At 71.3% G+C, this 22,087-nt stretch carries 16 protein-coding genes and 1 tRNA gene; 5 read left to right on the top strand and 12 right to left on the bottom strand.

The features are described 5' to 3' along the window. The first annotated feature begins 44 nt into the window (after positions 1-44). Complete coding sequence (gene ppc / locus IEY95_RS14865; protein WP_189186453.1) at positions 45-2,789, top strand: phosphoenolpyruvate carboxylase; 2,745 nt, start codon at positions 45-47, stop codon at positions 2,787-2,789. Between the two features lie 62 nt (positions 2,790-2,851). Here ppc and IEY95_RS14870 read toward each other — a convergent pair whose 3' ends face one another. From IEY95_RS14870 to IEY95_RS14900, 7 genes are all read right to left on the bottom strand, one after another. Continuing rightward, positions 2,852-3,523 (bottom strand): LAVTG motif-containing sortase-dependent surface protein, encoded by a 672-nt coding sequence (locus IEY95_RS14870; RefSeq protein ID WP_189186454.1) that lies wholly within the window; start codon positions 3,521-3,523, stop codon positions 2,852-2,854. 200 nt (positions 3,524-3,723) lie between these two features. Continuing rightward, positions 3,724-4,233 carry a hypothetical protein gene (locus tag IEY95_RS14875; RefSeq protein WP_189186455.1) on the bottom strand — a complete coding sequence of 170 codons (510 nt, stop codon included), beginning with the start codon at positions 4,231-4,233 and terminating at the stop codon, positions 3,724-3,726. A 135-nt stretch (positions 4,234-4,368) separates the two neighbouring features. Further along, a complete protein-coding gene (pth, locus tag IEY95_RS14880) occupies positions 4,369-4,965 on the bottom strand; it encodes an aminoacyl-tRNA hydrolase (protein WP_189186456.1) in 597 nt (198 codons plus the stop codon). A 166-nt stretch (positions 4,966-5,131) separates the two neighbouring features. After that, the gene (locus IEY95_RS14885) at positions 5,132-5,725 is read right to left on the bottom strand and encodes a 50S ribosomal protein L25/general stress protein Ctc (RefSeq protein WP_189186457.1); all 594 of its coding nucleotides are present in this window, start codon (positions 5,723-5,725) and stop codon (positions 5,132-5,134) included. A 234-nt stretch (positions 5,726-5,959) separates the two neighbouring features. Further along, complete coding sequence (locus IEY95_RS14890; protein ID WP_189186458.1) at positions 5,960-6,934, bottom strand: ribose-phosphate diphosphokinase; 975 nt, start codon at positions 6,932-6,934, stop codon at positions 5,960-5,962. A gap of 120 nt (positions 6,935-7,054) precedes the next feature. Then, the gene (glmU, locus tag IEY95_RS14895; RefSeq protein ID WP_189186459.1) at positions 7,055-8,503 is read right to left on the bottom strand and encodes a bifunctional UDP-N-acetylglucosamine diphosphorylase/glucosamine-1-phosphate N-acetyltransferase GlmU; all 1,449 of its coding nucleotides are present in this window, start codon (positions 8,501-8,503) and stop codon (positions 7,055-7,057) included. Between the two features lie 113 nt (positions 8,504-8,616). Continuing rightward, positions 8,617-8,691, bottom strand: a tRNA-Gln gene (locus IEY95_RS14900). A 367-nt stretch (positions 8,692-9,058) separates the two neighbouring features. Between IEY95_RS14900 and IEY95_RS14905 the strand changes: the two genes are divergently transcribed. Beyond that, positions 9,059-10,441, top strand: coding sequence for a sensor histidine kinase (locus tag IEY95_RS14905; RefSeq protein WP_189186460.1), 1,383 nt, complete (start codon positions 9,059-9,061; stop codon positions 10,439-10,441). Between the two features lie 604 nt (positions 10,442-11,045). On the opposite strand, the gene IEY95_RS14910 is transcribed toward IEY95_RS14905, so the two are convergent. Together IEY95_RS14910 and IEY95_RS14915 are read right to left on the bottom strand one after the other, a co-directional pair. Beyond that, positions 11,046-11,579 carry an SUKH-3 domain-containing protein gene (locus IEY95_RS14910; protein WP_189186461.1) on the bottom strand — a complete coding sequence of 178 codons (534 nt, stop codon included), beginning with the start codon at positions 11,577-11,579 and terminating at the stop codon, positions 11,046-11,048. Positions 11,580-11,655: 76 nt separating this feature from the next. After that, positions 11,656-12,159 (bottom strand): YwqJ-related putative deaminase, encoded by a 504-nt coding sequence (locus IEY95_RS14915; RefSeq protein WP_189186462.1) that lies wholly within the window; start codon positions 12,157-12,159, stop codon positions 11,656-11,658. A 229-nt stretch (positions 12,160-12,388) separates the two neighbouring features. Between IEY95_RS14915 and IEY95_RS14920 the strand changes: the two genes are divergently transcribed. The 3 genes from IEY95_RS14920 (at position 12,389) to IEY95_RS14930 (ending at position 17,498) form a co-directional block, all read left to right on the top strand. Continuing rightward, positions 12,389-13,384, top strand: coding sequence for an SMI1/KNR4 family protein (locus IEY95_RS14920; protein WP_189186463.1), 996 nt, complete (start codon positions 12,389-12,391; stop codon positions 13,382-13,384). A 7-nt stretch (positions 13,385-13,391) separates the two neighbouring features. Then, positions 13,392-16,307 (top strand): SUKH-4 family immunity protein, encoded by a 2,916-nt coding sequence (locus IEY95_RS14925; protein WP_189186464.1) that lies wholly within the window; start codon positions 13,392-13,394, stop codon positions 16,305-16,307. Between the two features lie 303 nt (positions 16,308-16,610). Next, complete coding sequence (locus IEY95_RS14930; RefSeq protein WP_189186465.1) at positions 16,611-17,498, top strand: coiled-coil domain-containing protein; 888 nt, start codon at positions 16,611-16,613, stop codon at positions 17,496-17,498. A 509-nt stretch (positions 17,499-18,007) separates the two neighbouring features. Here the strand turns inward: IEY95_RS14930 and IEY95_RS14935 are convergent. From IEY95_RS14935 to IEY95_RS14945, 3 genes are all read right to left on the bottom strand, one after another. Beyond that, positions 18,008-19,669 (bottom strand): sodium/solute symporter, encoded by a 1,662-nt coding sequence (locus tag IEY95_RS14935; RefSeq protein ID WP_189186525.1) that lies wholly within the window; start codon positions 19,667-19,669, stop codon positions 18,008-18,010. 23 nt (positions 19,670-19,692) lie between these two features. Beyond that, positions 19,693-20,277: a DUF485 domain-containing protein gene (locus IEY95_RS14940; RefSeq protein ID WP_189186466.1), complete on the bottom strand. Its 585-nt coding sequence runs from the start codon at positions 20,275-20,277 to the stop codon at positions 19,693-19,695. A 250-nt stretch (positions 20,278-20,527) separates the two neighbouring features. Then, positions 20,528-22,045, bottom strand: coding sequence for an MFS transporter (locus tag IEY95_RS14945; RefSeq protein WP_189186467.1), 1,518 nt, complete (start codon positions 22,043-22,045; stop codon positions 20,528-20,530). Positions 22,046-22,087: the final 42 nt, after the last annotated feature.

Below are 22,087 nucleotides of genomic sequence, written 5' to 3' on the forward strand. Positions count from 1 at the left end.
GGTTCCCTCCCAGACGAGCTTCAACACTGCAAGGAGCCGCACCTGTGAGCAGTGCCGACGACCAGACCACCACGACCAGCAGCGAGCTGCGCGCCGACATCCGCCGCTTGGGCGATCTGCTGGGCGAGACCCTCGTCCGGCAGGAGGGCCCGGAGCTGCTGGAACTGGTCGAGAAGGTCCGCCGACTGACCCGCGAGGACGGCGAGGCCGCCGCCGAACTGCTGCGTGGCACGGAGCTGGAGACCGCGGCCAAGCTGGTCCGCGCCTTCTCGACGTACTTCCATCTGGCGAACGTGACCGAGCAGGTGCACCGCGGCCGCGAGCTGCGGGCCAAGCGCGCCGCCGAGGGCGGTCTGCTCGCCCGTACGGCCGACCGGCTCAAGGACGCCGACCCCGAGCACCTGCGTCAGACGGTCAAGAACCTCAACGTCCGTCCGGTGTTCACGGCTCACCCGACGGAGGCCGCGCGCCGTTCCGTGCTGAACAAGCTGCGCCGTATCGCCGCGCTGCTGGAGACCCCGGTCATCGAGGCCGACCGCCGCCGGTACGACACCCGGCTGGCGGAGAACATCGACCTGGTGTGGCAGACCGACGAACTGCGTGTGGTGCGTCCGGAGCCCGCCGACGAGGCCCGCAACGCCATCTACTACCTGGACGAGCTGCACGCCGGCGCGGTCGGCGACGTGCTGGAGGACCTGACGGCGGAGCTGGAGCGCGTCGGCGTCCAGCTCCCGGACGACACGCGTCCGCTGACCTTCGGCACCTGGATCGGCGGTGACCGGGACGGCAACCCGAACGTCACCCCGGACGTCACCTGGGACGTGCTGATCCTGCAGCACGAGCACGGCATCAACGACGCGCTGGAGCTGATCGACGAGCTGCGGGGCTTCCTGTCGAACTCGATCCGCTACACGGGTGCGACGGAGGAGCTGCTGGAGTCGTTGCGGACGGATCTGGAGCGGCTGCCGGAGATCAGCCCGCGTTACAAGCGGCTGAACGCGGAGGAGCCCTACCGGCTGAAGGCGACCTGCATCCGGCAGAAGCTGGAGAACACCAAGCAGCGCCTGGCCAAGGGCACCCCGCACGAGGACGGGCGGGACTACCTGGGCACGGCCGAGCTGCTGCGGGATCTGACGCTGCTCCAGACCTCGCTGCGCGAGCACCGGGGCGCACTGTTCGCCGACGGCCGGATGAACCGGACGATCCGCACGCTGGCCGCCTTCGGTCTGCAGCTCGCGACCATGGACGTACGCGAGCATGCGGACGCCCACCATCACGCACTCGGCCAGCTCTTCGACCGCCTCGGTGAGGAGTCCTGGCGGTACGTCGACATGCCCCGCGACTACCGTGCCAAGCTGCTCGCCAAGGAGCTGCGGTCCCGGCGGCCCCTCGCGCCCACTCCCGCGCCGCTCGACGCCGCAGGTCACAAGACCCTTGGCGTGTTCGAGACGGTCAAGAAGGCGTTGGGGATCTTCGGGCCGGAGGTGATCGAGTCCTACATCATCTCGATGTGCCAGGGCGCCGACGACGTGTTCGCGGCGGCGGTCCTCGCCCGTGAGGCGGGGCTGCTGGACCTGCACGCGGGCTGGGCGAAGATCGGCATCGTGCCGCTGCTGGAGACCACCGACGAACTGAAGGCCGCCGACACCATCCTGGAGGACATGCTCTCCGACCCCTCCTACCGGCGCCTGGTCGCTCTGCGCGGAGACGTCCAGGAGGTCATGCTCGGCTACTCGGACTCCTCCAAGTTCGGCGGCATCACCACCTCGCAGTGGGAGATCCACCGCGCCCAGCGTCGGCTGCGTGACGTCGCCCACCGCTACGGCGTACGCCTTCGCCTGTTCCACGGCCGCGGCGGCACCGTCGGCCGGGGCGGCGGCCCCTCGCACGACGCGATCCTCGCGCAGCCCTGGGGCACCCTGGAGGGCGAGATCAAGGTGACCGAGCAGGGCGAGGTCATCTCCGACAAGTACCTGGTGCCCTCGCTCGCGAGGGAGAACCTGGAACTGACGGTCGCCGCCACCCTGCAGGCCTCCGCCCTGCACACCGCACCCCGCCAGTCGGACGAGGCGCTGGCCCGCTGGGACGCCGCGATGGACGTCGTCTCGGACGCCGCGCACGACGCCTACCGCAAGCTGGTCGAGGACCCCGACCTGCCCGCGTACTTCTTCGCCGCCACCCCCGTCGACCAGCTCGCCGACCTCCACCTCGGCTCGCGGCCCTCCCGCCGCCCCGACTCCGGGGCCGGGCTGGACGGGCTGCGCGCCATCCCGTGGGTGTTCGGCTGGACCCAGTCCCGGCAGATCGTGCCCGGCTGGTTCGGCGTCGGCTCAGGGCTCAAGGCGCTGCGCGAGGCGGGCCTGCGGCAGGAAGGGGACACCGTGCTCGACGAGATGCACGCCCAGTGGCACTTCTTCCGCAACTTCCTGTCCAACGTCGAGATGACGCTGGCCAAGACCGACCTGCGGATCGCCCGCCACTACGTGGACACCCTCGTGCCCGACGAGCTGAAGCACGTGTTCGCCACCATCGAGGCCGAGCACGAACTCACCGTCCGCGAGGTGCTCCGCATCACCGGCGGCGAGAAGCTCCTGGACACCAACCCGGTCCTCCAGCAGACCTTCGCCATCCGCGACGCCTACCTGGACCCGATCTCCTACCTCCAGGTCGCCCTCCTCAAGCGCCAGCGCGATGAGGCAGCCGCCGGTGCGGAGCCGGACCCGCTGCTGTCGCGGGCGCTGCTCCTGACGGTGAACGGTGTGGCGGCGGGGCTGCGCAACACCGGCTGATCGTCCGCGCGTCGGCGGTGCCCCCGTGCTCGTACGAGCACGGGGGCACCGCCTTTCGTATGTCAGGCGTTGTTCGCCCTGCGGCGGCGGAACACCAGGTAGCCGCCCGCCGCGACGAGCGCGGCCGCGGCGGCCGACAGAGCGCCGACCGGCGCGCTGCTGCCGGTCTCGGCGAGGTCGCCGCCGCCCTGCGCGGACGGGGAGGAGGACGCCGACGGGGCCGCCTCCGCGCTCTCACCGGGGGCGGGCGAGGTGGGGGACGCGCTCGCTCCGGCCGTGCTCGTCGGTGAGGCGGACGAAGACGGCGTGGAGCCGCCTTCCTGCTCGTCCGCGCAGTCGGTCCAGAAGACCTTGTGCTTGGCCGCGCCCTTCTCGCCGTCGAAGTTCCAGAACAGCTTGTAGTGGCCGTCGGGCAGGGACAGGTCGTCCGTGCGGCCGTGGCCCTCGGCGTCCAGCGTGAGCGCGCCGGACTTCACGGTCTCGCCCTTGGTCGCGGCGGTCGGGGCCCAGGCCTCGATGTGCCAGTCGACCTGCTGGACGCCGTCGAAGCCGAAGGCGTCGAGGTAGAAGGTGCAGACGTGCGGCTCGTTCTTGCGGAGTTCCTCGCCGGTGGTGGCGTCGTGGATCTTCACGGTGCCGTTGTCGCCGGGGGCGGTGGCGTGGGCGGAGGGGGCGATCAGGAGCACTGCGGATGCGCCGGCGACGAGAGCGCCGGCGCGCGTGAGGGTACGCATGGGCAGTCCATCTTCGAGAGGAGAAACGGAAGATGTGGAGGGGGCGGCTCAGCTTCCTGAATCGCTGACTATCGGTCAAGCGGAAGAAAGTCCCTCGTGTGCCATGTGTCGCGCATCGCCCCAATAGTCACGGATAACGATCAGGGAACGCACAGGTCTTCCATGGATGTGAAGACGATCTCCGGCCGGGAAACCCCAGATCAGAGCGCCAGGAACGTGACCGTCAGCTGAGCGGCCCCCAGTCCCGCCATCACCCACGCCACGCGCGTGAGGCGCAGGCCGCCCGCGACCACCACCGAGGCGAGCAGCAGGGCGCCCCCGAGGGGCACCCAGGCGTAGAGGAGACCGGCGGGTCCGCTGCGGACGACGTCGCTGCTGCCGGGTTTCACCGTGACCGTGTACGTCTGGCCCTTCTTCACCGCCACCGACTGCTCGATGGTGACGCGGGCCCGCGCCTTGGAACCGGCCGAGGTCGGCGTGTAGGGCCCCGTACACCGGTCGCCCGAGCACGCCTGCACGGCCATCGTGCCCTGCTCCCGGCCCTTGCTCAGCATCACGTGCTGGGCGGTGCCCCAGGAGGCCCAGACGCCCGCGATCAGGATCAGCCCCGCGACGGCACCCATCGCCGCGAGCCGTCCGAACCGCAGCGCCGCGCCGGCGTTCTGACGGGAGCCTCGACTTGTGGTGACGGCAGGCATGGCCGGGATCATTGGCCATGGCCGTGCGCGCGGTCAACTCCTGTCGGGCCCGGTGGGCGGACAAGTCGGCAGTTGTACGCGTACTTCGACTGCCGGCGATCCACGATCCGGCTGTCGGCGAGTGGTACGCGGAGTGGTACGCGCCGCCTACGAGTTGTACGTGCTCTGCGCCCGCTCCAGGCCCTCGATCACGAGGCATTCCACGGCGTCCGCCGCGCGGTCCACGAAGTAGTCGAGCTCCTTGCGCTCCGCCGACGCGAAGTCCTTCAGCACGAAGTCGGCGACCTGCATCCGGCCCGGAGGGCGCCCGATGCCGAACCGCACCCGGTGGTAGTCCGGGCCCATCGCCTTCGTCATCGACTTCAGCCCGTTGTGGCCGTTGTCGCCGCCGCCGAGCTTGAGGCGCAGGACGCCGTAGTCGATGTCCAGCTCGTCGTGGACGGCGACGATGTTCGCCACCGGCACCTTGTAGAAGTCCCGCAGCGCGTTCACCGGGCCGCCGGACAGGTTCATGTACGACATCGGCTTGGCCAGGATCACCCGGCGGTTCGCCGGACCGGGCGGGCCGATACGCCCCTCGATCACCTGCGCCTGCGCCTTCCCGGCCCGCTTGAACTTCCCGCCGATCCGCTCGGCCAGCAGGTCGGCGACCATGAAGCCCACGTTGTGCCGGTTCATGGCGTACTCGGGTCCGGGGTTGCCGAGGCCCACGATCAGCCAGGGGGCGTTGGCGTCGGTCGTCACGTCCGCTTCTCCTTCATGCCAGACCTTCAACCTTCATACGAGGCTCGCACGGCGCTTTGTTCGTCGACGTTGCGCTCGTACGACGCTTTCGCTCGTACGACGCTTTATACGCGGCAGCCGCCGCTCCCTCGAGGAGCGGCGGCTGACGGACGGGAATCCGGGAGGATCAGGCCTCGGCGGCCTCGGTCTCGCCCTCGGCACCCTCGGCGGTCGGCTCCTCGGCCTGGGCGGCCAGGACCTGCAGGACGACGGCGTCCTCGTCGATGGCCAGCGTGGTGCCCGCGGGGAGCGGGATGTCCTTGGCGTGGACGGAGGCGCCGGCCTCAAGGCCCTCGACGGAGACGGTGACCGACTCGGGGATGTGCGTGGCCTCGGCCTCGACGGTCAGGGTGTTGAGCACGTGCTCCAGCAGGTTGCCGCCGGCGGCCAGCTCGCCCTCGGTCTGGACCGGGACCTCGACGGTGACCTTCTCGCCGCGCTTCACGAGGAGCAGGTCGACGTGCACGAGGTAGCCCTTGATCGCGTCACGCTGGACGGCCTTCGGGATCGCCAGCTCGGTCTTGCCGTCGACGTCCAGGGAGAGCAGGACGTTCGGGGTGCGCAGGGCGAGCAGCAGGTCGTGGCCCGGAAGCGTCACGTGGACCGGCTCGGCACCGTGACCGTAGACAACCGCGGGGACCTTGTTCTCGCGGCGGATGCGGCGGGCAGCGCCCTTGCCGAACTCGGTACGGGTCTGGGCGGCGAGCTTGACCTCGGACATGTTCACTCCTCGTAGATCTTGGGGATGAGGTTCCCCCCTGCTCGAACGAAGTCGAGAACTTGGGGGAGGTCACCCGGCCAAAACCATCGGCCTGCTACGAAGAGCGCGTCGATAACGGATCGCCGTACTCGCCTTTTACAGCGGTACGGCCTCCCTCGCCGAGCAACTGTGACAGCTTACGCGGCGGGGAGGCCGTACAAGAAATCGATCTAGGGGATCGAGGGGTTCGAGGGCTTACTGCTCCTCGAACAGGCTCGTCACCGAACCGTCCTCGAAGACCTCGCGCACCGCGTTCGCGATCGTCGGCGCGATCGACAGCACCGTGATCTTGTCGAGCTCCAGCTCGCCCGGCGTCGGCAGGGTGTCCGTGAAGATGAACTCGCTGACCTTGGAGTTCTTCAGACGGTCGGCCGCCGGGCCGGAGAGCACGCCGTGCGTCGCCGTCACGATGACGTCCTCGGCGCCGTGCGCGAACAGGGCGTCCGCGGCGGCGCAGATCGTGCCACCGGTGTCGATCATGTCGTCGACCAGGACGCAGACGCGGCCCTTCACGTCACCGACCACCTCGTGGACGGTGACCTGGTTGGCCACGTCCTTGTCGCGGCGCTTGTGCACGATCGCGAGGGGGGCGTCCAGACGGTCGCACCAGCGGTCGGCGACGCGCACCCGGCCGGCGTCGGGGGAGACGACGGTCAGCTTGTTGCGGTCGACCTTCGTGCCCACGTAGTCCGCCAGGATCGGCAGTGCGAAGAGGTGGTCGACCGGGCCGTCGAAGAAGCCCTGGATCTGGTCGGTGTGCAGGTCGACCGTGAGGATGCGGTCCGCACCGGCCGTCTTCATCAGGTCGGCGATCAGACGGGCCGAAATCGGTTCACGTCCGCGGTGCTTCTTGTCCTGCCGGGCGTAACCGTAGAAGGGCACAATGACCGTGATGCTCCGGGCGGAGGCCCGCTTCAGAGCGTCGATCATGATGAGCTGTTCCATGATCCACTTGTTGATGGGAGCCGTGTGGCTCTGCATCAGGAAGCAGTCGGCGCCGCGGGCGGACTCCTGGTAGCGGATGTAGATCTCGCCGTTCGCGAAGTCGAAGGCCTTTGTCGGGACGACCCCGACACCCAGCTGGTGGGCGACCTCCTGGGCAAGCTCGGGGTGGGCGCGGCCGGAGAAGAACATCATCTTCTTCTCGCCGGTCGTCTTGATCCCGGTCACAGCACTGTCTCCTCAGAGGTGTCTCAGCTGGGCGTCGAGAGGTGGTCTCAGCTGGGGTTTGGGTGCACGGTGCGATGTGCACTTATCACGGTACGCCGTGTCAGACGTGCCCGTTTCCGGTCAGGCTTCGCCTTCCGGCTCCCGGGAAGCCGCCTCCGCCGCCTTCGCGGCCGCGCTTCCCGGACGCTTGCGGGCCACCCAACCCTCGATATTCCGCTGCTGGCCACGGGCCACGGCCAGCGAACCGGGCGGTACGTCCTTGGTGATGACCGAGCCCGCCGCGGTGTACGCGCCGTCCCCGACCGTGACAGGAGCCACAAACATGTTGTCCGAACCGGTACGGCAGTGCGAGCCGACCGTCGTGTGGTGTTTGTCTTTTCCGTCATAGTTCACGAAGACGCTGGCGGCGCCGATGTTGGAGTAGTCGCCGATCGTCGCGTCGCCCACGTAGGAGAGGTGCGGGACCTTGGTGCCCTCGCCGATCTTCGCGTTCTTCGTCTCGACGTAGGTGCCGATCTTGGCCTTCAGCCCGAGGCGGGTGCCCGGGCGGAGATACGCGTACGGGCCCACGGACGCCTGCGGCCCGACCTCGGCGCCGTCGGCGACGGTGTTGTCGATACGGGCGCCGGCCCCCACCCTGGTGTCCTTGAGGCGGCAGTTGGGGCCGACCTCGGCGCCCTCGCCCAGGTGCGTGGTGCCCTGGAGCTGGGTGCCCGGGTGCACGAGCGCGTCCTGCTCGAAGGTGACGGTGACGTCGACCCAGGTGGTGGCCGGGTCGATGACGGTCACTCCGGCGAGCATGGCCTGCTCCAGCAGCCGGTCGTTGAGGATGCGGCGGGCCTCGGAGAGCTGGACGCGGTTGTTGATACCGGCGATCTCGCGGTGGTCGGCGGCGACGGCCGCACCGACGCGGTGCCCGGCCTCGCGCAGGATGCCGAGGACGTCGGTCAGGTACTCCTCGCCCTGGCTGTTGTCCGTCCGCACCTTGCCGAGCGCGTCCGCGAGCAGCTGGCCGTCGAAGGCGAAGACGCCCGAGTTGATCTCGCGGATGGCCCGCTGCGACTCGCTCGCGTCCTTGTGCTCGACGATCGCGGTGACCGCGCCGCTGGCGCCGTCCCGCACGATCCGGCCGTAGCCGGTGGCGTCGGGGACCTCGGCGGTGAGCACGGTGACGGCGTTGCCGTCCTCCGCGTGCGTGGTGGCCAGGCGCCGGAGGGTCTCGCCGCTGAGCAGCGGCGTGTCGCCGCAGACCACGACGACGGTGCCGTCGACGCTGCCGCCGAGCTCTTCGAGGCCCATGCGCACGGCGTGCCCGGTGCCGTTCTGCTCGGCCTGAACGGCCGTCCGCACGGCGGGGTCGATCTCGGCGAGATGTGCGACGACCTTCTCGCGGGCGTGCCCCACGACCACGACCAGGTTCTCGGGCTCCAACTCGCGCGCGGCCACGAGCACGTGACCCACCTGGGAACGGCCACACAGTTCGTGCAGAACCTTCGGTGTGGCCGACTTCATACGGGTGCCCTCACCCGCTGCAAGAACGACGACGGCTGCCGGGCGATTGGCGCTCACGGGTATGCCCTTCGGCTTCGGATGGGGGGTTTTGACACCCGCAGGATACCGGGGCGTACCAGGGGGGACATGAGAGCGGGCCCTGACAGAGCTGTCAGGGCCCGAACCGAGCATGGCTCCCCCGCCAGGACTCGAACCCGGACAGATGGCACCAAAAGCCACAGTGCTGCCAATTACACCACGGGGGATTAACGCGACCGAACTGGACATTTGGTCGGGTTGCCGAGTGGGCACCCAACACTATGCCGTACCGGGCGCCTTCCATGCGACGGTACGGAGATCGGCACTCTGACGGTACAGAGATCGGCACTCTGCGGAAGGGGCGGCACTCCGCGGAACGCGGGTTGCCGGCCAATCCCGTCAGGCGTCTCCGACGTGCGTTGCGTCATGGGTGTGACGTCCGGCGGAATGTGGGGTTCCGGGGGCGAACGGTGGGCGATTCGGTGGTTCGAGGGATATTGGCCGGTTTCGCTTCTGTTCGATTACGGAGGGTGGTGTAGGCCAGTAGGCGAAACTCGCCGGAAAAGGGGCGGGGGGCGACCGTAGGCTGGAGGCATGACCACGACGGGGGAAGAGCACACCACGGCCGGGACCGGGCCGTGGTGGTGGGTCAGGTGGCGCAGTGCGGTGCTGGACGCGGGGCTCGCGACGGCGTCCGCGGTGGAGTGCGCGGGAGAAGGGATTCGGTTCGCGCACGACGCGGGGCTGCCTGTTCCGGTGGGGGTGGGGTTCGGGCTGATCGCCGGGTCCGTGCTGCTGCTGCGGCGCAAGTGGCCGATCGCCGTGGTCTTGGTCTCCATTGCCATCACGCCTGCCCAGATGGGGTTCCTGATGGGGCTCGTCGGGCTGTACACGCTCGCCGCGTCCGAGCTGCCGCGGCGGATCATCGGGGCGCTGGCGGGGATGTCCTTCGCCGGGATGCTGATCGTCACGTTCGTGCGGGCGCATCAGGGAGTGGTGCGCGGCGACGTGACCATGGGGGACTGGTTCGTCCCCTTCATCTCCATTACGACCGCGATCGGGATGACCGCTCCGCCCGTTCTGCTCGGGCTGTACGTGGGGGCGCGGCGGCGGCTGATGGAGAGCCTGCGGGAGCGGGCGGACTCGCTGGAGCGGGAGCTGCAGCTGCTCGCCGAGCGGGCGGAGGAGCGGGCCGAGTGGGCGCGGAACGAGGAGCGGACACGGATCGCTCGCGAGATGCATGACGTGGTCGCGCACCGGGTGTCCCTGATGGTCGTGCATGCCGCCGCGCTTCAGGCCGTGGCTCGGAAGGATCCCGAGAAGGCCGTGAAGAACGCGGCGCTGGTCGGGGACATGGGGCGACAGGCGCTGACCGAGTTGCGCGAGATGCTGGGCGTGCTGCGTACGGGGGACGGGCTGGGGGTGCGGGTGCAGTCCGTGCCGCTTGCGGCGGTGGGGGCGGCGGCCGCGGCGGCGGCGTCGCGGGCGGCGGACGACTCGGAGTCCGGGGGCGGAGCCGGAGCCCTGGCCGGGGTCGGGGCTGTGTCCGTGTCTGTGTCCGTGTCCGTGGAAGGGCCCTGCCTCGCAGAGCTGGACGAGCTCATCGGGCAGTCGGCGGCTGCGGGGATGGTCGTCGACCTGTCGGTGGAAGGGGATGTGCGGGCGTACGCGCCGGAGGTCGAGCAGACGACGTACCGGGTGGTGCAAGAGGCGCTGACCAACGTCCACAAGCATGCGGCGGGCGCGAAGACGCATGTGCGGCTGGCGCATCGGGTGTCCGAGATCGCGATGCAGGTGGAGAACGAGTGCCCGCCGGAGCTGGAGCCCGGGGCGGGGGCGTCCGTGTTGTTGCCCAGTGGCGGTAATGGGTTGCTGGGGATGAAGGAGCGGGTTGCGGCGCTGGGGGGCGTGTTTGTGTCCGGGCCTACGGATGTGGGTGGGTTTCGGGTGTCTGCGGTGATTCCTGCGGAGGCGTAGCGGGGGCGTTGTGCGGGATTCGCCTGCGTTCCGCGTGCCGCGTGCCGCGTGCCGCGTGCCGCGTGCCGCGTTCCGCGTGCCGCGTTCCGCGTGCCGCGTTCCGCGTGCCGCGTTCCGCGTGCCGCGTTCCGCGTGCCGCGTTCCGCGTGCCGCGTTCCGCGTGCCGCGTTCCGCGTTCCGCGTTCCGCGTTCCGCGTGCCGCGTTCCGCGTGCCGCGTTCCGCGTGCCGCCGGTGGGTGGGTCGGGGCCGTGCCGGTACATCCGCCCCGTCGCCGGTGGCAGATCGCTTGGGCTGCAGGGTCCTGTTTGTTGGCAACCGCGTAAGCGACGGGGCATGTGATGTACCGGCACGGCCCCTTCCGTGGTTTTGCGACTGCGGGCGCGTGGGGGCGGTGCGTTGCGGGTGCGTGGGGGTTCGCGTCGGCGACTCCGGATGGGTGCACCCACCCCGTCGGCTCCCTTTCCCCCGGGCCGGCGCTTGATCTTTCAGCCCGTCCGGCGATTGAGGGCGAGGCCGTCAAGGCCGATAGCGGGGGTCTGGGGGCGCAGCCCTCAGGTATGGGACGGGTAGGGGCGGAGGGGGCGAAAAAGCCTGGGGGCCGGGTCAGCCGGCGGTGAGGCGGGGGGGCTCTATGCCTGAGACGAGGGTGGTGAGGGCTGTGTCGATGGTGGGGCCCAGGTACCAGTCGCCGGTGTGGTCGAGGGTGTAGACGCGGCCCTCGGCGTCGATGGCGAGGAGGGCGCGGGTGTCGGACTCCTCACCGAGGGGGCAGACCTCGGTGCCCAGGGCGCGGCCGAGGTCGCCGAGGGTGCGGGCCATGTGGAGGCCGTGGAGGGGGTCGAGATCGAGCGTGGCGGGCGCCAGTTGGCGTCCGGGGCCCGGTGAGGTGATGCGGAGGCCTCCGAATTCCGCCCATGCCTCCACCGCCGCCGGGAACACGGCGTGCCGGTGCCCGGCCGGCGACGCGTGCCCGCGCAGCGCGTCGGCCCAGTACTCGGCCTGCTTTATGTCCCAGCGCCCGGGCTGCCACCCCGCGGAGCGCAGCGCGGCGTTCACGGGGGCGGAGAAGCGTGATGGGGGTCCCCCCTGTTCGAGGGGGGTCGAGAGCTTGGTGGAGGAGGAGCGGTCGGCGTGCATCTGCCCTTCGTTCGTCGAGGGTTGGGACATCGGCGTGGCGGACGCCGTCGTACAGGAGCGGGTGGGGTGGAGGCGGTCAGGCGTCCGGCGCGGCAGGGTCGACGATGCGTACGCCGAAGTGGTCGATGAGCGCCGTGCAGGAGCGGCAGGGCGCGGCGAAGCTGCCGTGCAGCGGGTCGCCGTCCTCGCGGATGCGGCGGGCGGTGAGTTTGGCCTGCTTGAGGGCTTTGCGAGCCTCGCCGTTCGTCATCGGTTTGCGCGCGGCGCGCTTGCTGCGGGCGGCGTCGGCGGAAGCGATGTGACGGGAGATGAGGATCGCCTCGGCGCAGCGGCCGGTGAAACGGTCGCGTTGCGCGCTGGTGAGGGTATCGAGGAAGTCCTGGACCAGGGGGTGCAGGGCGGGGGTCTGGTCGCCGCGCGCCGCGGTGCCGGTGAGGGTCGCGCCGCGTACGGACAGGGCGGCGGCGACGGTGGGAAGTATGCCGTCACGGCGGTGCAGGAGGGCGGGGGCGTGGGGCGCCTCGGCGCTGCTCCAGCCGACCCGAGGGTCCCCGGACGTGCCCGTATGCGTCGCGTTCATGATCGTTTTTCCCTCCCATGCATCCCCCGGTGCGGAGACAGACTGCCAAATGCCGTGGCGGGTGCGGAAGCTGGGGCGGCGCGACACGCCCGGTCTTCGTCGTACGGTCACTGCGGGGTGACGGCAGGTCACAGAACCGGAGGCCCGGTGACCGGTGTCGTCCAACCGCATAGGCTGTCGACATCCACGATCCATACCGCTATTGAGAACGCCGCAGGGGGCAACCGCCATGACGACAGGTCGGCTCGGGCAGCAAGCCGCGCCGCCGAACGCGGCCTACGCCGGGCAGGTCGTGCATTTCCCGGATCCGGTCCGGGCTGCCCGTCACCCCAGAGGTGTACGGGTCGACGAGCACGGCTACCCCGACTTCTCGCTCTACGCGCGTGCCGCCGCCGAGATCGCCGAGCCCCCGGAGGGCTTCGGCGTCGACGAACTGCGGCTCACGGACTACGTCTCCGCGAACGCCGCGCTGGCCGCCACCGGTCACGACCTGTGGGACACGATCCCGTCGGTGGCCACACCGCACGGCTGGACCTGGCACCACGTGCCGGGCGGTCGGCGGCTCGAGTTGGTGCCCGTCGAGGTCAAGGCGTTGCTGCGGCATCACGGTGGTATCGCGACATCGGCGGTCGACCAGGACAAGCGGGGCACGCGGCCGTTGCAGGAGACGCGGCCCGCGCACTTCGGGCTGCCGAAGTCGGCCGTGGCGGTGACGGAGCAGCAGGTGCTGGGGGTCGAGGAGGACCTCGGGTATCGGCTGCCGGGCGCGTATCGATCCTTCCTGAAGGCGGCCGGGGGGTGCGCGCCGGTCGGCGCCGCGCTCGACGCCGAGCTGGGACTCCTGGTGGACCAGCCCTTCTTCACGGTGCGTGATGAGGCCGCCGTCAATGACCTCGTCTACGTCAACAAGTGTCTGCGCGACCATCTCACCAAGGACTACTTGAGTGTTGGCTTCGTGCAGGGCGGGCTGTTGGCCGTGAAGGTCAAGGGCGACGGGATCGGTTCGGTCTGGTTCTGCGCGTACGACGATGCCCGCGACCAGGACGCCTGGCCGCCGGCCGAGCGGGTGCAGCGGCTACTGCTGCCCTGCGGTGACGACTTCGACCAGTTCCTGTCCCGGCTCGCGGGCAATCCGCCCGAGCTGGAGACGGTGGCGAACCTGATGGTGGACGGCGGCTTCGCGCGCGCCGTGCCCGTCTCTTCAGTGTCTTCGGTGGGGGAGTGAACTTCCGATGGTGACCTTCGCGCAGGCGCAGGAGCGCGCGGAAGAGTGGATCAACGGGGACGTGGCCTCGTATCAGCATCGTGAGGTGCGGGTGCGGGAGTTCGAACTCGGGTTCGTGGTGTGGGCCGAGGACCGTGCCGAGGGGCCGCGTTCCGACGGGGGCGCGCAGCGGCTCGTCATCGCGCGTGACAGCGGGGAGGCCACGCTGTGGCCCGCGCTGCCGGTGGGCGAGGTGATTCGCCGGTACGAGGAGGAGTACGGGGTGCCGGCCGCGGCGCCCGAGCCTTCGCCGGCGCCTCCGGCCCGGGTCGATCTGAACCAGACTTCCTTCTTGTTGAGTCCTCCGGAGTGGTTGCAGGAGGCCGCGGACAAGTTGGGTATTCCGGATCGGCGGGCGGGCGCCGGGGCGTCCGACGGGGCGGGGTCTCGTCCCGCTGCCGCCTCTGCGGGCGGGGACGCCTCCTTGGGCGGTTCCGTCAATGGGGCTTCCGGGAGCGGGAGTTCGGTCTCGGGTGCGCCGGGGCAGCCGGAGGCGCACGGGGTGCCTTCCGTGCCGGGGGCGCACGCCGTGCCGGGTACGCCTTCGGCTCCCGGTGGGGGTACGCCGTGGCCTGCGGCGGCCGCCGACGAGCCGGTGTCGGGCCCGCGGGACGCCGTGACGCCGGGTGCGCCCTCCGCGGCCACCCCTTGGGCGGGGACCGACACGAACGCCGACGCCGGTGACGACCGCTCGGTACCGCTGCCCGCGACCGTGTTCGCGCCGCCGCTCACCGATGTCGACGACACCCCGCCGCCGGCCGCGACGCCGGACGCCAAGACCGCCCTGATGTCCGGCGGCAGCCAACTTCCGCGCACGGCGCTGGCGCCCGCGGTCGGCGACCCGAACTCGCCGCCGCCGTCCGGCCCTTCTCAGGGTCCGGGCACGCCCCAGGGCGCGACGCCGCCGGTCGCGCCGTCGTACGGCTATCCGCAGGGGCCCGGGGGTCCGCAGGGCACGCCTCCTCCGGGTGCGCCCGCGTACGGGTTCCCGCAGGGTCCGGGTGGAGTTGCGGGTACGCCGCCGCCCGGTGCGCCGCAGGGTTCGGCCGTCCCGGGTACGCCGCCTCCGGGCGCCCCGGTTCCGGGTGGTCCGCAGAGCACGCCTCCTCCGGGTGCGCCCGCATACGGGTTCCCGCAGGGTCCGGGTGGAGTTGCGGGTACGCCGCCGCCCGGTGCGCCGCAGCCTCCGGGTGCCCCCGGCACGCCTCCGCCCGGCGCGCCCTCGCGGCCCCTGCCGCCCAACGCCGGTGACATCGCCGACGCCGCGACCAGCAAGGCGCAGGCGCCGCCGCGGGGCGCGCGCGGTGGTGGAGCGAGCACGCCGCATCCGCCGAGCGCCCCGGGTGTGCCGGGTGCGCGGGCGGGGAGTACGCCGCCTCCGCCGTCCGGGCCCGGTGCTCCGGGGACCCCCGCGGGCGGCTACGTGCCGACGCAGCTCGTCTCGCAGCTCGGTCCCGACGGGCCCGAGGGGCTCGCGGGTGCGCCTGCCGCGCCCGCTGCTCCGGGGCAGCCTGGTGCGCCGCAGCCTCCGGGTGGTGTTCACCATGCGGCGACGATGCTGGCCGGTCCGGCGGTCGGTGGTCCCGGGGCTCCGCAGCCGCCGGGTGCCCCGGGCGCACCCAAGCCTCCGGGCGCTCCTGGTGTTCCCGGTGCGCCTGCCGCGCCCGGAACTCCCGGTGCGCCGCAGCCTCCGGGGGGTACGCCCCCGGGTGGTGTTCACCACGCGGCGACCATGCTCGCGGGGCCGCCCGTCGGCGGTCCCGGCGTGCCGCCGCCCCCGCAGGCCCCCGGTATGGCGCCGGGCGCTCCCCAGCCGCTGCCCGGGCAGGCCATGCCTGGTCAGCCGATGCCGGGGCAGCCGATGGCTCCCGGTCAGCAGCCGCCGGCGTACGGCTATCCGCAGGCGGGGCAGCCGACCGTCGGGCCCGGCTATCAGGCCGTACTGCGCTATCGCGCGCAGGACGGCTCCGAGCAGCAGCTGATCCGGCGTTCCGCGCCGGGTACGCCGCATCCGGAGTGGCAGATCCTGCACGAGCTGCGCGCGATGAACGTGCCGCCGCAGCAAGTGCTGGAGCTGCACACGGAGTTGGAGTCGTGTGAGCTGCCGGGTGCGTACTGCGCGCGGATGATCCGGGAGACGTGGCCGCAGGCGCGGATCACGAGCATCGCACCGTACGGCACGGATCACGCGAGCCGTCAGCAGGGCATGCACCAACTCCTGGCTCACCAGGGCGAGTTGCACCAGGTGGCGGACGGTCCGGCGCGTCCGGCGCCGGTACGGGCGCCGATTCCGCCGGTGCAGCCCGCGCCGCCGATCCCGCCGGAGGCGATCGGGCAGGAGCTGGCGGCGGCGTTCGGGCCGGGGGTGTTCCGGTTCGACCAGGCGGCGGTTTCGCGTCAGGGCGTGCCGAACATCGTGGCGCACACGCTGGTGGTGGCCGGACTTCCCGTCGACATGGGCCCGTTCTTCTGGGCGCAGGCGCAGCCGGGCCGCCCGGTGCCGACGCTCGCCGAGCTGGCGCAGGAGCGCGGGGTGCAGCCTGCCGCGGATGCGGGCTCCTACCTCGTCATGGGCAGCGACTTCGGCAGGGCGATCTGTGTCCAGTACGGCACGGCGAACATCGTGGCCGTGCCGGTGGAGGCGGGGCCGGGCGGTGCCCCGGTGCCGCCGCAGTTCGTGAACACGGGTCTGCCCGAGTTCGCGCGCTGCCTGGCGCTGCTCGGCCGGATGTGGCGACTGCGCTTCGGCCTCAACCAGGAGCAGGCGGGCCGCTGGACCGTCGACTTCCAGGCCCAGCTCGCTTCCCTCGACCCGGCTGCCCTCGGCTCCCCGGAGAGCTGGTGGTCGGTCCTGCTGGAACAGATGTGGGACGGCCTGCTGTAGCTCCGCGGGCACACGTACGACCGAGGCGCTCGACCTGTGTGACGGGTCGAGCGCCTCGGTCGTACGGGCATTCGTGCTTCTCCCTCCCCGGGGTCGGTGATGTCGTCGGGTGTGACCGTGCGACGGCCGAACAGCCCTTCCCGCGGCTGCGTCGCGGCACCGCGATTCCGGCTTCTGACCTCGAATGACGCATCCCTGGCCGAATGGGTGGGCGGAGTGTCGCGTTATGAACACTTCCACCTGATCCATCAAGATATGCGCGAAATCTTCATTTCGTGTATGTCGGGCGGAGAGGGTTCGAGGATGAGCAGCGCATCGGTGTCGCCGCACGGCTTCATGGCCGTACGGGGGCGTGGTTACCGTCCCGAGCAGGTCGACACGTACGCCGCGGCGCTCTCCCGGGACCGGGATGCCGCCTGGGAGCGGGCCGCCCGGCTGACCGTGCTGGCCAAGGAGATGGGCGCGGAGGTCGAGCGGTTGCGGGAGACCGTGGCGCGGCTCGCCCCGCAGACGTACGAGACGCTCGGTGAGCGTGCTCGGCGGATCTTCGAACTCGGCGAGGAGGAGGCCGCGACCGTACGCGACACCGCGCGGCGCGAGGCCCAGCTCGTCGTCGACGAGGCCGAGGCGGCGGGGCGGCAGGTGCGGGAGGCCGCTCAGGCGTACGCCGACGAGGTGCGTGGCGAGGTTGAAGAACGTGCCCTGCAGCGGCTGCTCGCCGCGCGGGCGGAGGCCGACGAGATGCGGATCTCGGCTCGCCGCGACATCAAGGAGAACCGTACTGAGGCGCTGGGCGCGTTGCGGGAGATGCGGGAGCGTACGGAGGTGCTGCTCGCCGAGCAGGAGAAGGAGCACGCCGGGCGCTGGGCCGAGGCTGAGCGTGCCGCCGCCGAGCGGGAGGTCGCGCTCGACGCGCACCACGTCGAACGCGTCGCGCGCGCCGAGGCCGCGCTCTCCGAGGCCGAGCGGGCCTTCGCCGAGGTCGAGGAGGCGGCTCGGCACCAGCAGGAGGACGCGGTGGCCCGTGCCGATGAACTGCTTGCCGAGGCGCGGGTTCGGGAGGATCGGATCGCCCGGGAGACGGAGCGGGTGCTGCGCGAGCATGGGGAGCGGTGGGACGACGTACGGGCCCAGATGGACCACGTACGCACGAGCCTCACGACCTTGACGGGGCGGGCGCCGGCGGAGTAGCCACCCCCGACGCCTGGCCGCTCCGCGGTTCCCCGAGGTCTTTGCGGCTCGGCGGCCGCGGGAGCCCGGGGGGCCTGGGAGCCTTCCGCCGCTCCGCGGCTCCCGGAAGCGTTCGCCGCTCCGTGGCCCGGCTCTGCCCCGCTCCGCGGGACGCTCCGCGGGACCGGCCTTCTTCGCCGCTCCGCGACGGGCTTCCCACCCGCCCACCCGTCTCGGTCGGCTGGAAGGGGCAGCCCCAGGACGGCCACGGCCACGGTTCGCGGCAACGCGACTGCGGCCGGGGCGACATGCGGCAGCGTGGAGGCAGTAGCGCGACCGCAGCCAGAGCGACATACGGCAGCGCGGAAGCGGCACCGCGGATGCATCTGGGCCGGCATGCGGCAGCGCGGAGGCGGCAACGCGACCGGAGCTGAGCCGGCATGCGGCACCGCGACCGGAGCCGGGCCGGCATGCGGCACCGCGGAGGCGGCACCGCGGATGCAGGCGCGAAGGGCTTCCGCTGGGCCGGCCTAGCTGCTCCTCCTTACGGCCCCCGCCAGAATCCACCCCTCCACTGCCTCGTACTGCCCCCTCTGCTCCTCCGCCTTCCTTCGGCCGGAGGCCAGCGTGCCCAGCCAGCCGTAGGCGAAGCCGAGGGGGATGGAGACCAGGCCCGTGGTCGTGAACGGGAACCAGTTGAAGTCGGCGTCGGGGAAGGCGGAGATGGGGGAGCCGGAGACGAGGTTGGTGCCGGGCATGAGGACGAGGACGGTGAGGGTGCCGCCGATGAGGGTGGCGAGGAGGCCCGTGCGGGTGTAGCGGCGCCAGAAGAGGCTGTAGACCAGGGCGGGCGCTATCGCGGAGGCGCCGAGGCAGAAGGAGAGGGTGACCAGGGGTTGCAGGCTGTGGTGTTGGACGAGGGTGGCCAGGAGGATGGCCGGTGCGCCGACCGCGAGGGCGGAGACGCGGGCCAGGATCATCTCGCGGCGCGGTGACAGCTCGTCGTGGCTGCGGCCGCTGCGGAAGAGCCGGCCGCGCGCGAACACGTCGTGGGCGAGGGAGTTGGCGCAGGCGAGGATCATCCCGGCGACCGAGGCGAGCAGGGTCAGGAAGATCGCCGTCGTCACCGTGGTGAAGAGGAGGGTTTCCGCCGTCGAGACGTCCGGGCCGAAGGCCGCCCTGGAGCCCATGAGGTACGCGGTGTTGCCCTGCGGGTCGGCGCCCGCGATCACATCGCGGCCGATCAGTGCCGTGGCGCCGAAGCCGATGACGCTGATGACGAGGACGAACAGGGCCACGCACGGCACCGCCCAGGACATCGAGCGGCGCACCTGGCGGGCGCTGCCCGCCGTGTACATCCGCATGGTGATGTGCGGGAGGCAGGCGCCGCCGAGGACGACGGTCAGCTCCGAAGTGATCATGTCCAGGCGGGGGCTGGGGCCGCCCGCGAACTCCAGGCCCGAGTGGAGGAACGCGGAGCCGACGCCGCTGTTCCTGCCGGCCGCGTTGAGCAGCGCCCCCGGGCTCCAGTCGAACCGGTGCAGGATGAGTACGGCGACGACGGCCCCGGACCCGAGCAGCATCACGATCTTCATGATCTGGATGAGGGCGGTGCCCTTCATGCCGCCGATCGCCGCGTAGCTGATCATCAGAGCGCCGATCCCGATGATGCAGCCGGTCTTCAGAGAGTCGCTGGAGAAGCCGAGGATGAACGCCAGCAGGTCGCCGGTTCCCGCCAGCTGGACGAGCATCAGTGGCAGCAGCGCGACCAGTGTCACCGCGCACGCGGTCATGCGGACCGCGCGCCCCGGCATCCGGCGCGCGAGCGCGTCGCCCATGGTGAACCGGCCGGCGTTGCGCAGCGGTTCGGCCAGCAGGAACATCAGCAGCATGAGGGAGAGGGCCGTGCTGAGGGCCAGTACGACGCCGTCGTAGCCGGTCAGCGCGATGATCCCGCCCGTGCCGAGTACGGTCGCCGCGGAGATGTAGTCCCCGGCGATGGCAAGCCCGTTGCGCATCGGCGACAGCGATCCGTACCCCGTGTAGAACTCGTCCAGGTCGTCACGGTCGGGGCCGGTCATCACGCACAGCAGCAGCGTGATCGTGGCCACCGCTGTGAACGCCACCAGCGACATGGCCTGCGCGGAACTGCTGAACCCGGTCACCCCGGTCACCCCGGTCGCCTCGGCCATTCCAGCCAACTCCATCGTCCCCGTCATCGTGCCGCCTCCCGCTTCGCGTCCAGCTCTGCCTGCTTGCGGATCCGGTCCGCGATGGGGTCGACGCGTCGGCGCGCCGTGTACTCGTACAGCCCGATCGCCAGGCAGGTGACAGGTAGTTGGAGCAGGCCGAGCAGCAGCCCGGTCGACAGTCCGCCGGACACCGTGCTCGTCATCAGCTCCGGCGCGAACGCGGAGAGGAGGAGGAAGAGGGTGAAGTATCCGAGCGCGGTGAGCGTCGCCACCCGCCGCTGCCGGCGGTACGCGCCGCGCAGGAGTCTGATGTCGCTGTGGTGCCCCAGCGCCTGATGGCGCGGCAGGCGCCTTCTCTCGGGCTCGGGTGGCGGGGGCTGCCAGGGGTAGGTGACGTGGGAGGGCGAGCTGCTGTTCGGGAACTGCGGGTACTGGTACGACGGTTGGTGCGGCGGTTGGTACCGCGGTGGGGACGGCGGCTGGTGCGGCGGTTGGTACCGCGGTGGGGACGGCGGCTGGTGCGGCGGTTGGTACCGCGGTGGGGACGGCGGTTGGTGCCTCGGTGGGCGAGGCGGTTGGTACTCGGGGGACGAGAACGCGTCTGGCATCCCGTATCTCCTTGCGTGGCTCGGGTCCGGTGCGGACCGCAGGGAGCTGGGGGGTGAGCAGCGCACGTTACTCGCAGGTAGCCGCGTTGCGCGACAGTTTCACCAAACTGAGCGGTCGGTATGCGCTTACTTCGGTGACCTGGGGTGTTACCCGCGTTTACCCCTGTTGCTGTACGGAACCTGTATGCAGGCGGGCACGGAGAGTCAGCTCGCGGGGGCAGGGCGCCGACCGGCCGGGCCGGGCATGGGCTCAGTCCGTGGGGCTCTTCAGCACCGGGAAACGGCGCGGTGCGACGAACAGCAGGGTCAGGAAGGCGAGTGCGGCCGCGCAGGCCGCCCCCAGGTACACGGCGTGGACCGCGTCGGCGACCGCGTGGCGCAGATGCTCGGCGGGGGCGCCCGAGTCCAGCGCGCGGGTGACCGAGTCGAGATCCCCCGCGCCGCCGAGCCGCGCGGCCAGCACCCCGTTGGCGACCGCGCCGAACAGGGCCGCGCCCATGGTCTGTCCGGTCTGGCGGCAGAAGAGGACGGACGCGGTGGTCGTGCCGCGTTCCGCCCAGCCGACGGTCGACTGGACACCGATGATCAGGGGGAGTTGGAAGAGCCCCAGCGCGCCGCCCAGCAACAGCATCAGCAGGGCCGGCTGCCACGGCCGGCCCGGGTAGGGGAGGAACGGGAAGGCCAGCAGGAGCAGGGTCGCCGTGCCGATGCCGAGCATCGCGGTGTTGCGGAAGCCGATCCGGCGATAGACGTGCTGGCTGAGCGCTGCCGACACCGGCCAGCTCAACGTCCATACGGAGAGCACGAATCCGGCGGCGATGGGGGCCAGGCCCAGCACCGCCTGCGCGTATGTGGGCAGGAAGACCGTGGGCGCGACCATCAGCAGGCCCAGCGCTCCGAGCGCCAGGTTCACCGCCGCGATGGTGCGCCGCCGCCACACCCAGCCGGGAATGATCGGCTCGGCCGCCCGCCGTTCGACCAGCACGACCACCGCGACCAGGCCGAGTCCGGTGCCGAACAGGGCGATCGAGGGCGCAGACAGCCAGTCCCAGGCGACGCCGCCCTGCACCAGCGCGGTGAGCAGGACGCCACCGCAGGCGAAGACGGCGAGCGCGCCCGCCCAGTCGATGCGCGGACGCCGGGTCGTCTCCCGGGCCGGCTCGTGCAGGTGGCGGCCGATCAGCCACAGGGCGAGCGCGCCGATCGGCAGATTGATGAGGAAGATCCACCGCCAGTCGGCGTACGCCGCGAGGACTCCGCCCAGCGCGGGACCCGCGATCGCCGAGGTCGCCCACACGGTGGACAGCTTGGCCTGGATCTTGGGGCGCTCCTTGAGCGGGTACAGGTCGGCGGCGAGTGTCTGCACGGTGCCCTGGAGGGCGCCGCCGCCCAGGCCCTGCACGATGCGGAAGGCGATCAGCGCGGCCATGTTCCAGGCCGTGGCGCAGAGCAGGGAGCCGAGGAGGAAGAGGACGGCGCCGGCGATGAGCACCGGCTTGCGGCCGAAGGTGTCCGACAGTTTGCCGTACACCGGCAGTGTGACCGTCACCGCCAGCAGATAGCCCGAGAACAGCCAGGAGAAGACGGAGAAGCCGCCGAGGTCGCCGACGATCTGCGGCACGGCCGTGGAGACGATCGTGGAGTCGAGCGCGGCCAGCGCCATCGCAAGCATGAGGGCGGCGACCACGGCGCGGCGTCCGCGGGTGTCCTGAGGCCGGCTCGCCGAGCCCGTCGCCGCGGCGCGTATCTCGGTTTCCCCCTGGTCCACGAGATTCCTTCCCCTTGCATCTATCTGCCCAGGACACTCTCC

The sequence above is a fragment of the Streptomyces albiflavescens genome, from assembly GCF_014645835.1.
GTDB lineage: Bacteria > Actinomycetota > Actinomycetes > Streptomycetales > Streptomycetaceae > Streptomyces > Streptomyces albiflavescens.

What these genes read in the sequence shown, in the direction of transcription:
- IEY95_RS14870 (WP_189186454.1), bottom strand. Translation starts at nt 3,523, where the DNA reads ATGCGTACCCTCACGCGCGCCGGCGCTCTCGTCGCCGGCGCATCCGCA.
- IEY95_RS14875 (WP_189186455.1), bottom strand. Translation starts at nt 4,233, where the DNA reads ATGATCCCGGCCATGCCTGCCGTCACCACAAGTCGAGGCTCCCGTCAG.
- IEY95_RS14885 (WP_189186457.1), bottom strand. Translation starts at nt 5,725, where the DNA reads ATGTCCGAGGTCAAGCTCGCCGCCCAGACCCGTACCGAGTTCGGCAAG.
- IEY95_RS14905 (WP_189186460.1), top strand. Translation starts at nt 9,059, where the DNA reads ATGACCACGACGGGGGAAGAGCACACCACGGCCGGGACCGGGCCGTGG.
- IEY95_RS14910 (WP_189186461.1), bottom strand. Translation starts at nt 11,579, where the DNA reads ATGCACGCCGACCGCTCCTCCTCCACCAAGCTCTCGACCCCCCTCGAA.
- IEY95_RS14915 (WP_189186462.1), bottom strand. Translation starts at nt 12,159, where the DNA reads ATGAACGCGACGCATACGGGCACGTCCGGGGACCCTCGGGTCGGCTGG.
- IEY95_RS14920 (WP_189186463.1), top strand. Translation starts at nt 12,389, where the DNA reads ATGACGACAGGTCGGCTCGGGCAGCAAGCCGCGCCGCCGAACGCGGCC.
- IEY95_RS14925 (WP_189186464.1), top strand. Translation starts at nt 13,392, where the DNA reads ATGGTGACCTTCGCGCAGGCGCAGGAGCGCGCGGAAGAGTGGATCAAC.
- IEY95_RS14930 (WP_189186465.1), top strand. Translation starts at nt 16,611, where the DNA reads ATGAGCAGCGCATCGGTGTCGCCGCACGGCTTCATGGCCGTACGGGGG.
- IEY95_RS14935 (WP_189186525.1), bottom strand. Translation starts at nt 19,669, where the DNA reads ATGGCCGAGGCGACCGGGGTGACCGGGGTGACCGGGTTCAGCAGTTCC.
- IEY95_RS14940 (WP_189186466.1), bottom strand. Translation starts at nt 20,277, where the DNA reads ATGCCAGACGCGTTCTCGTCCCCCGAGTACCAACCGCCTCGCCCACCG.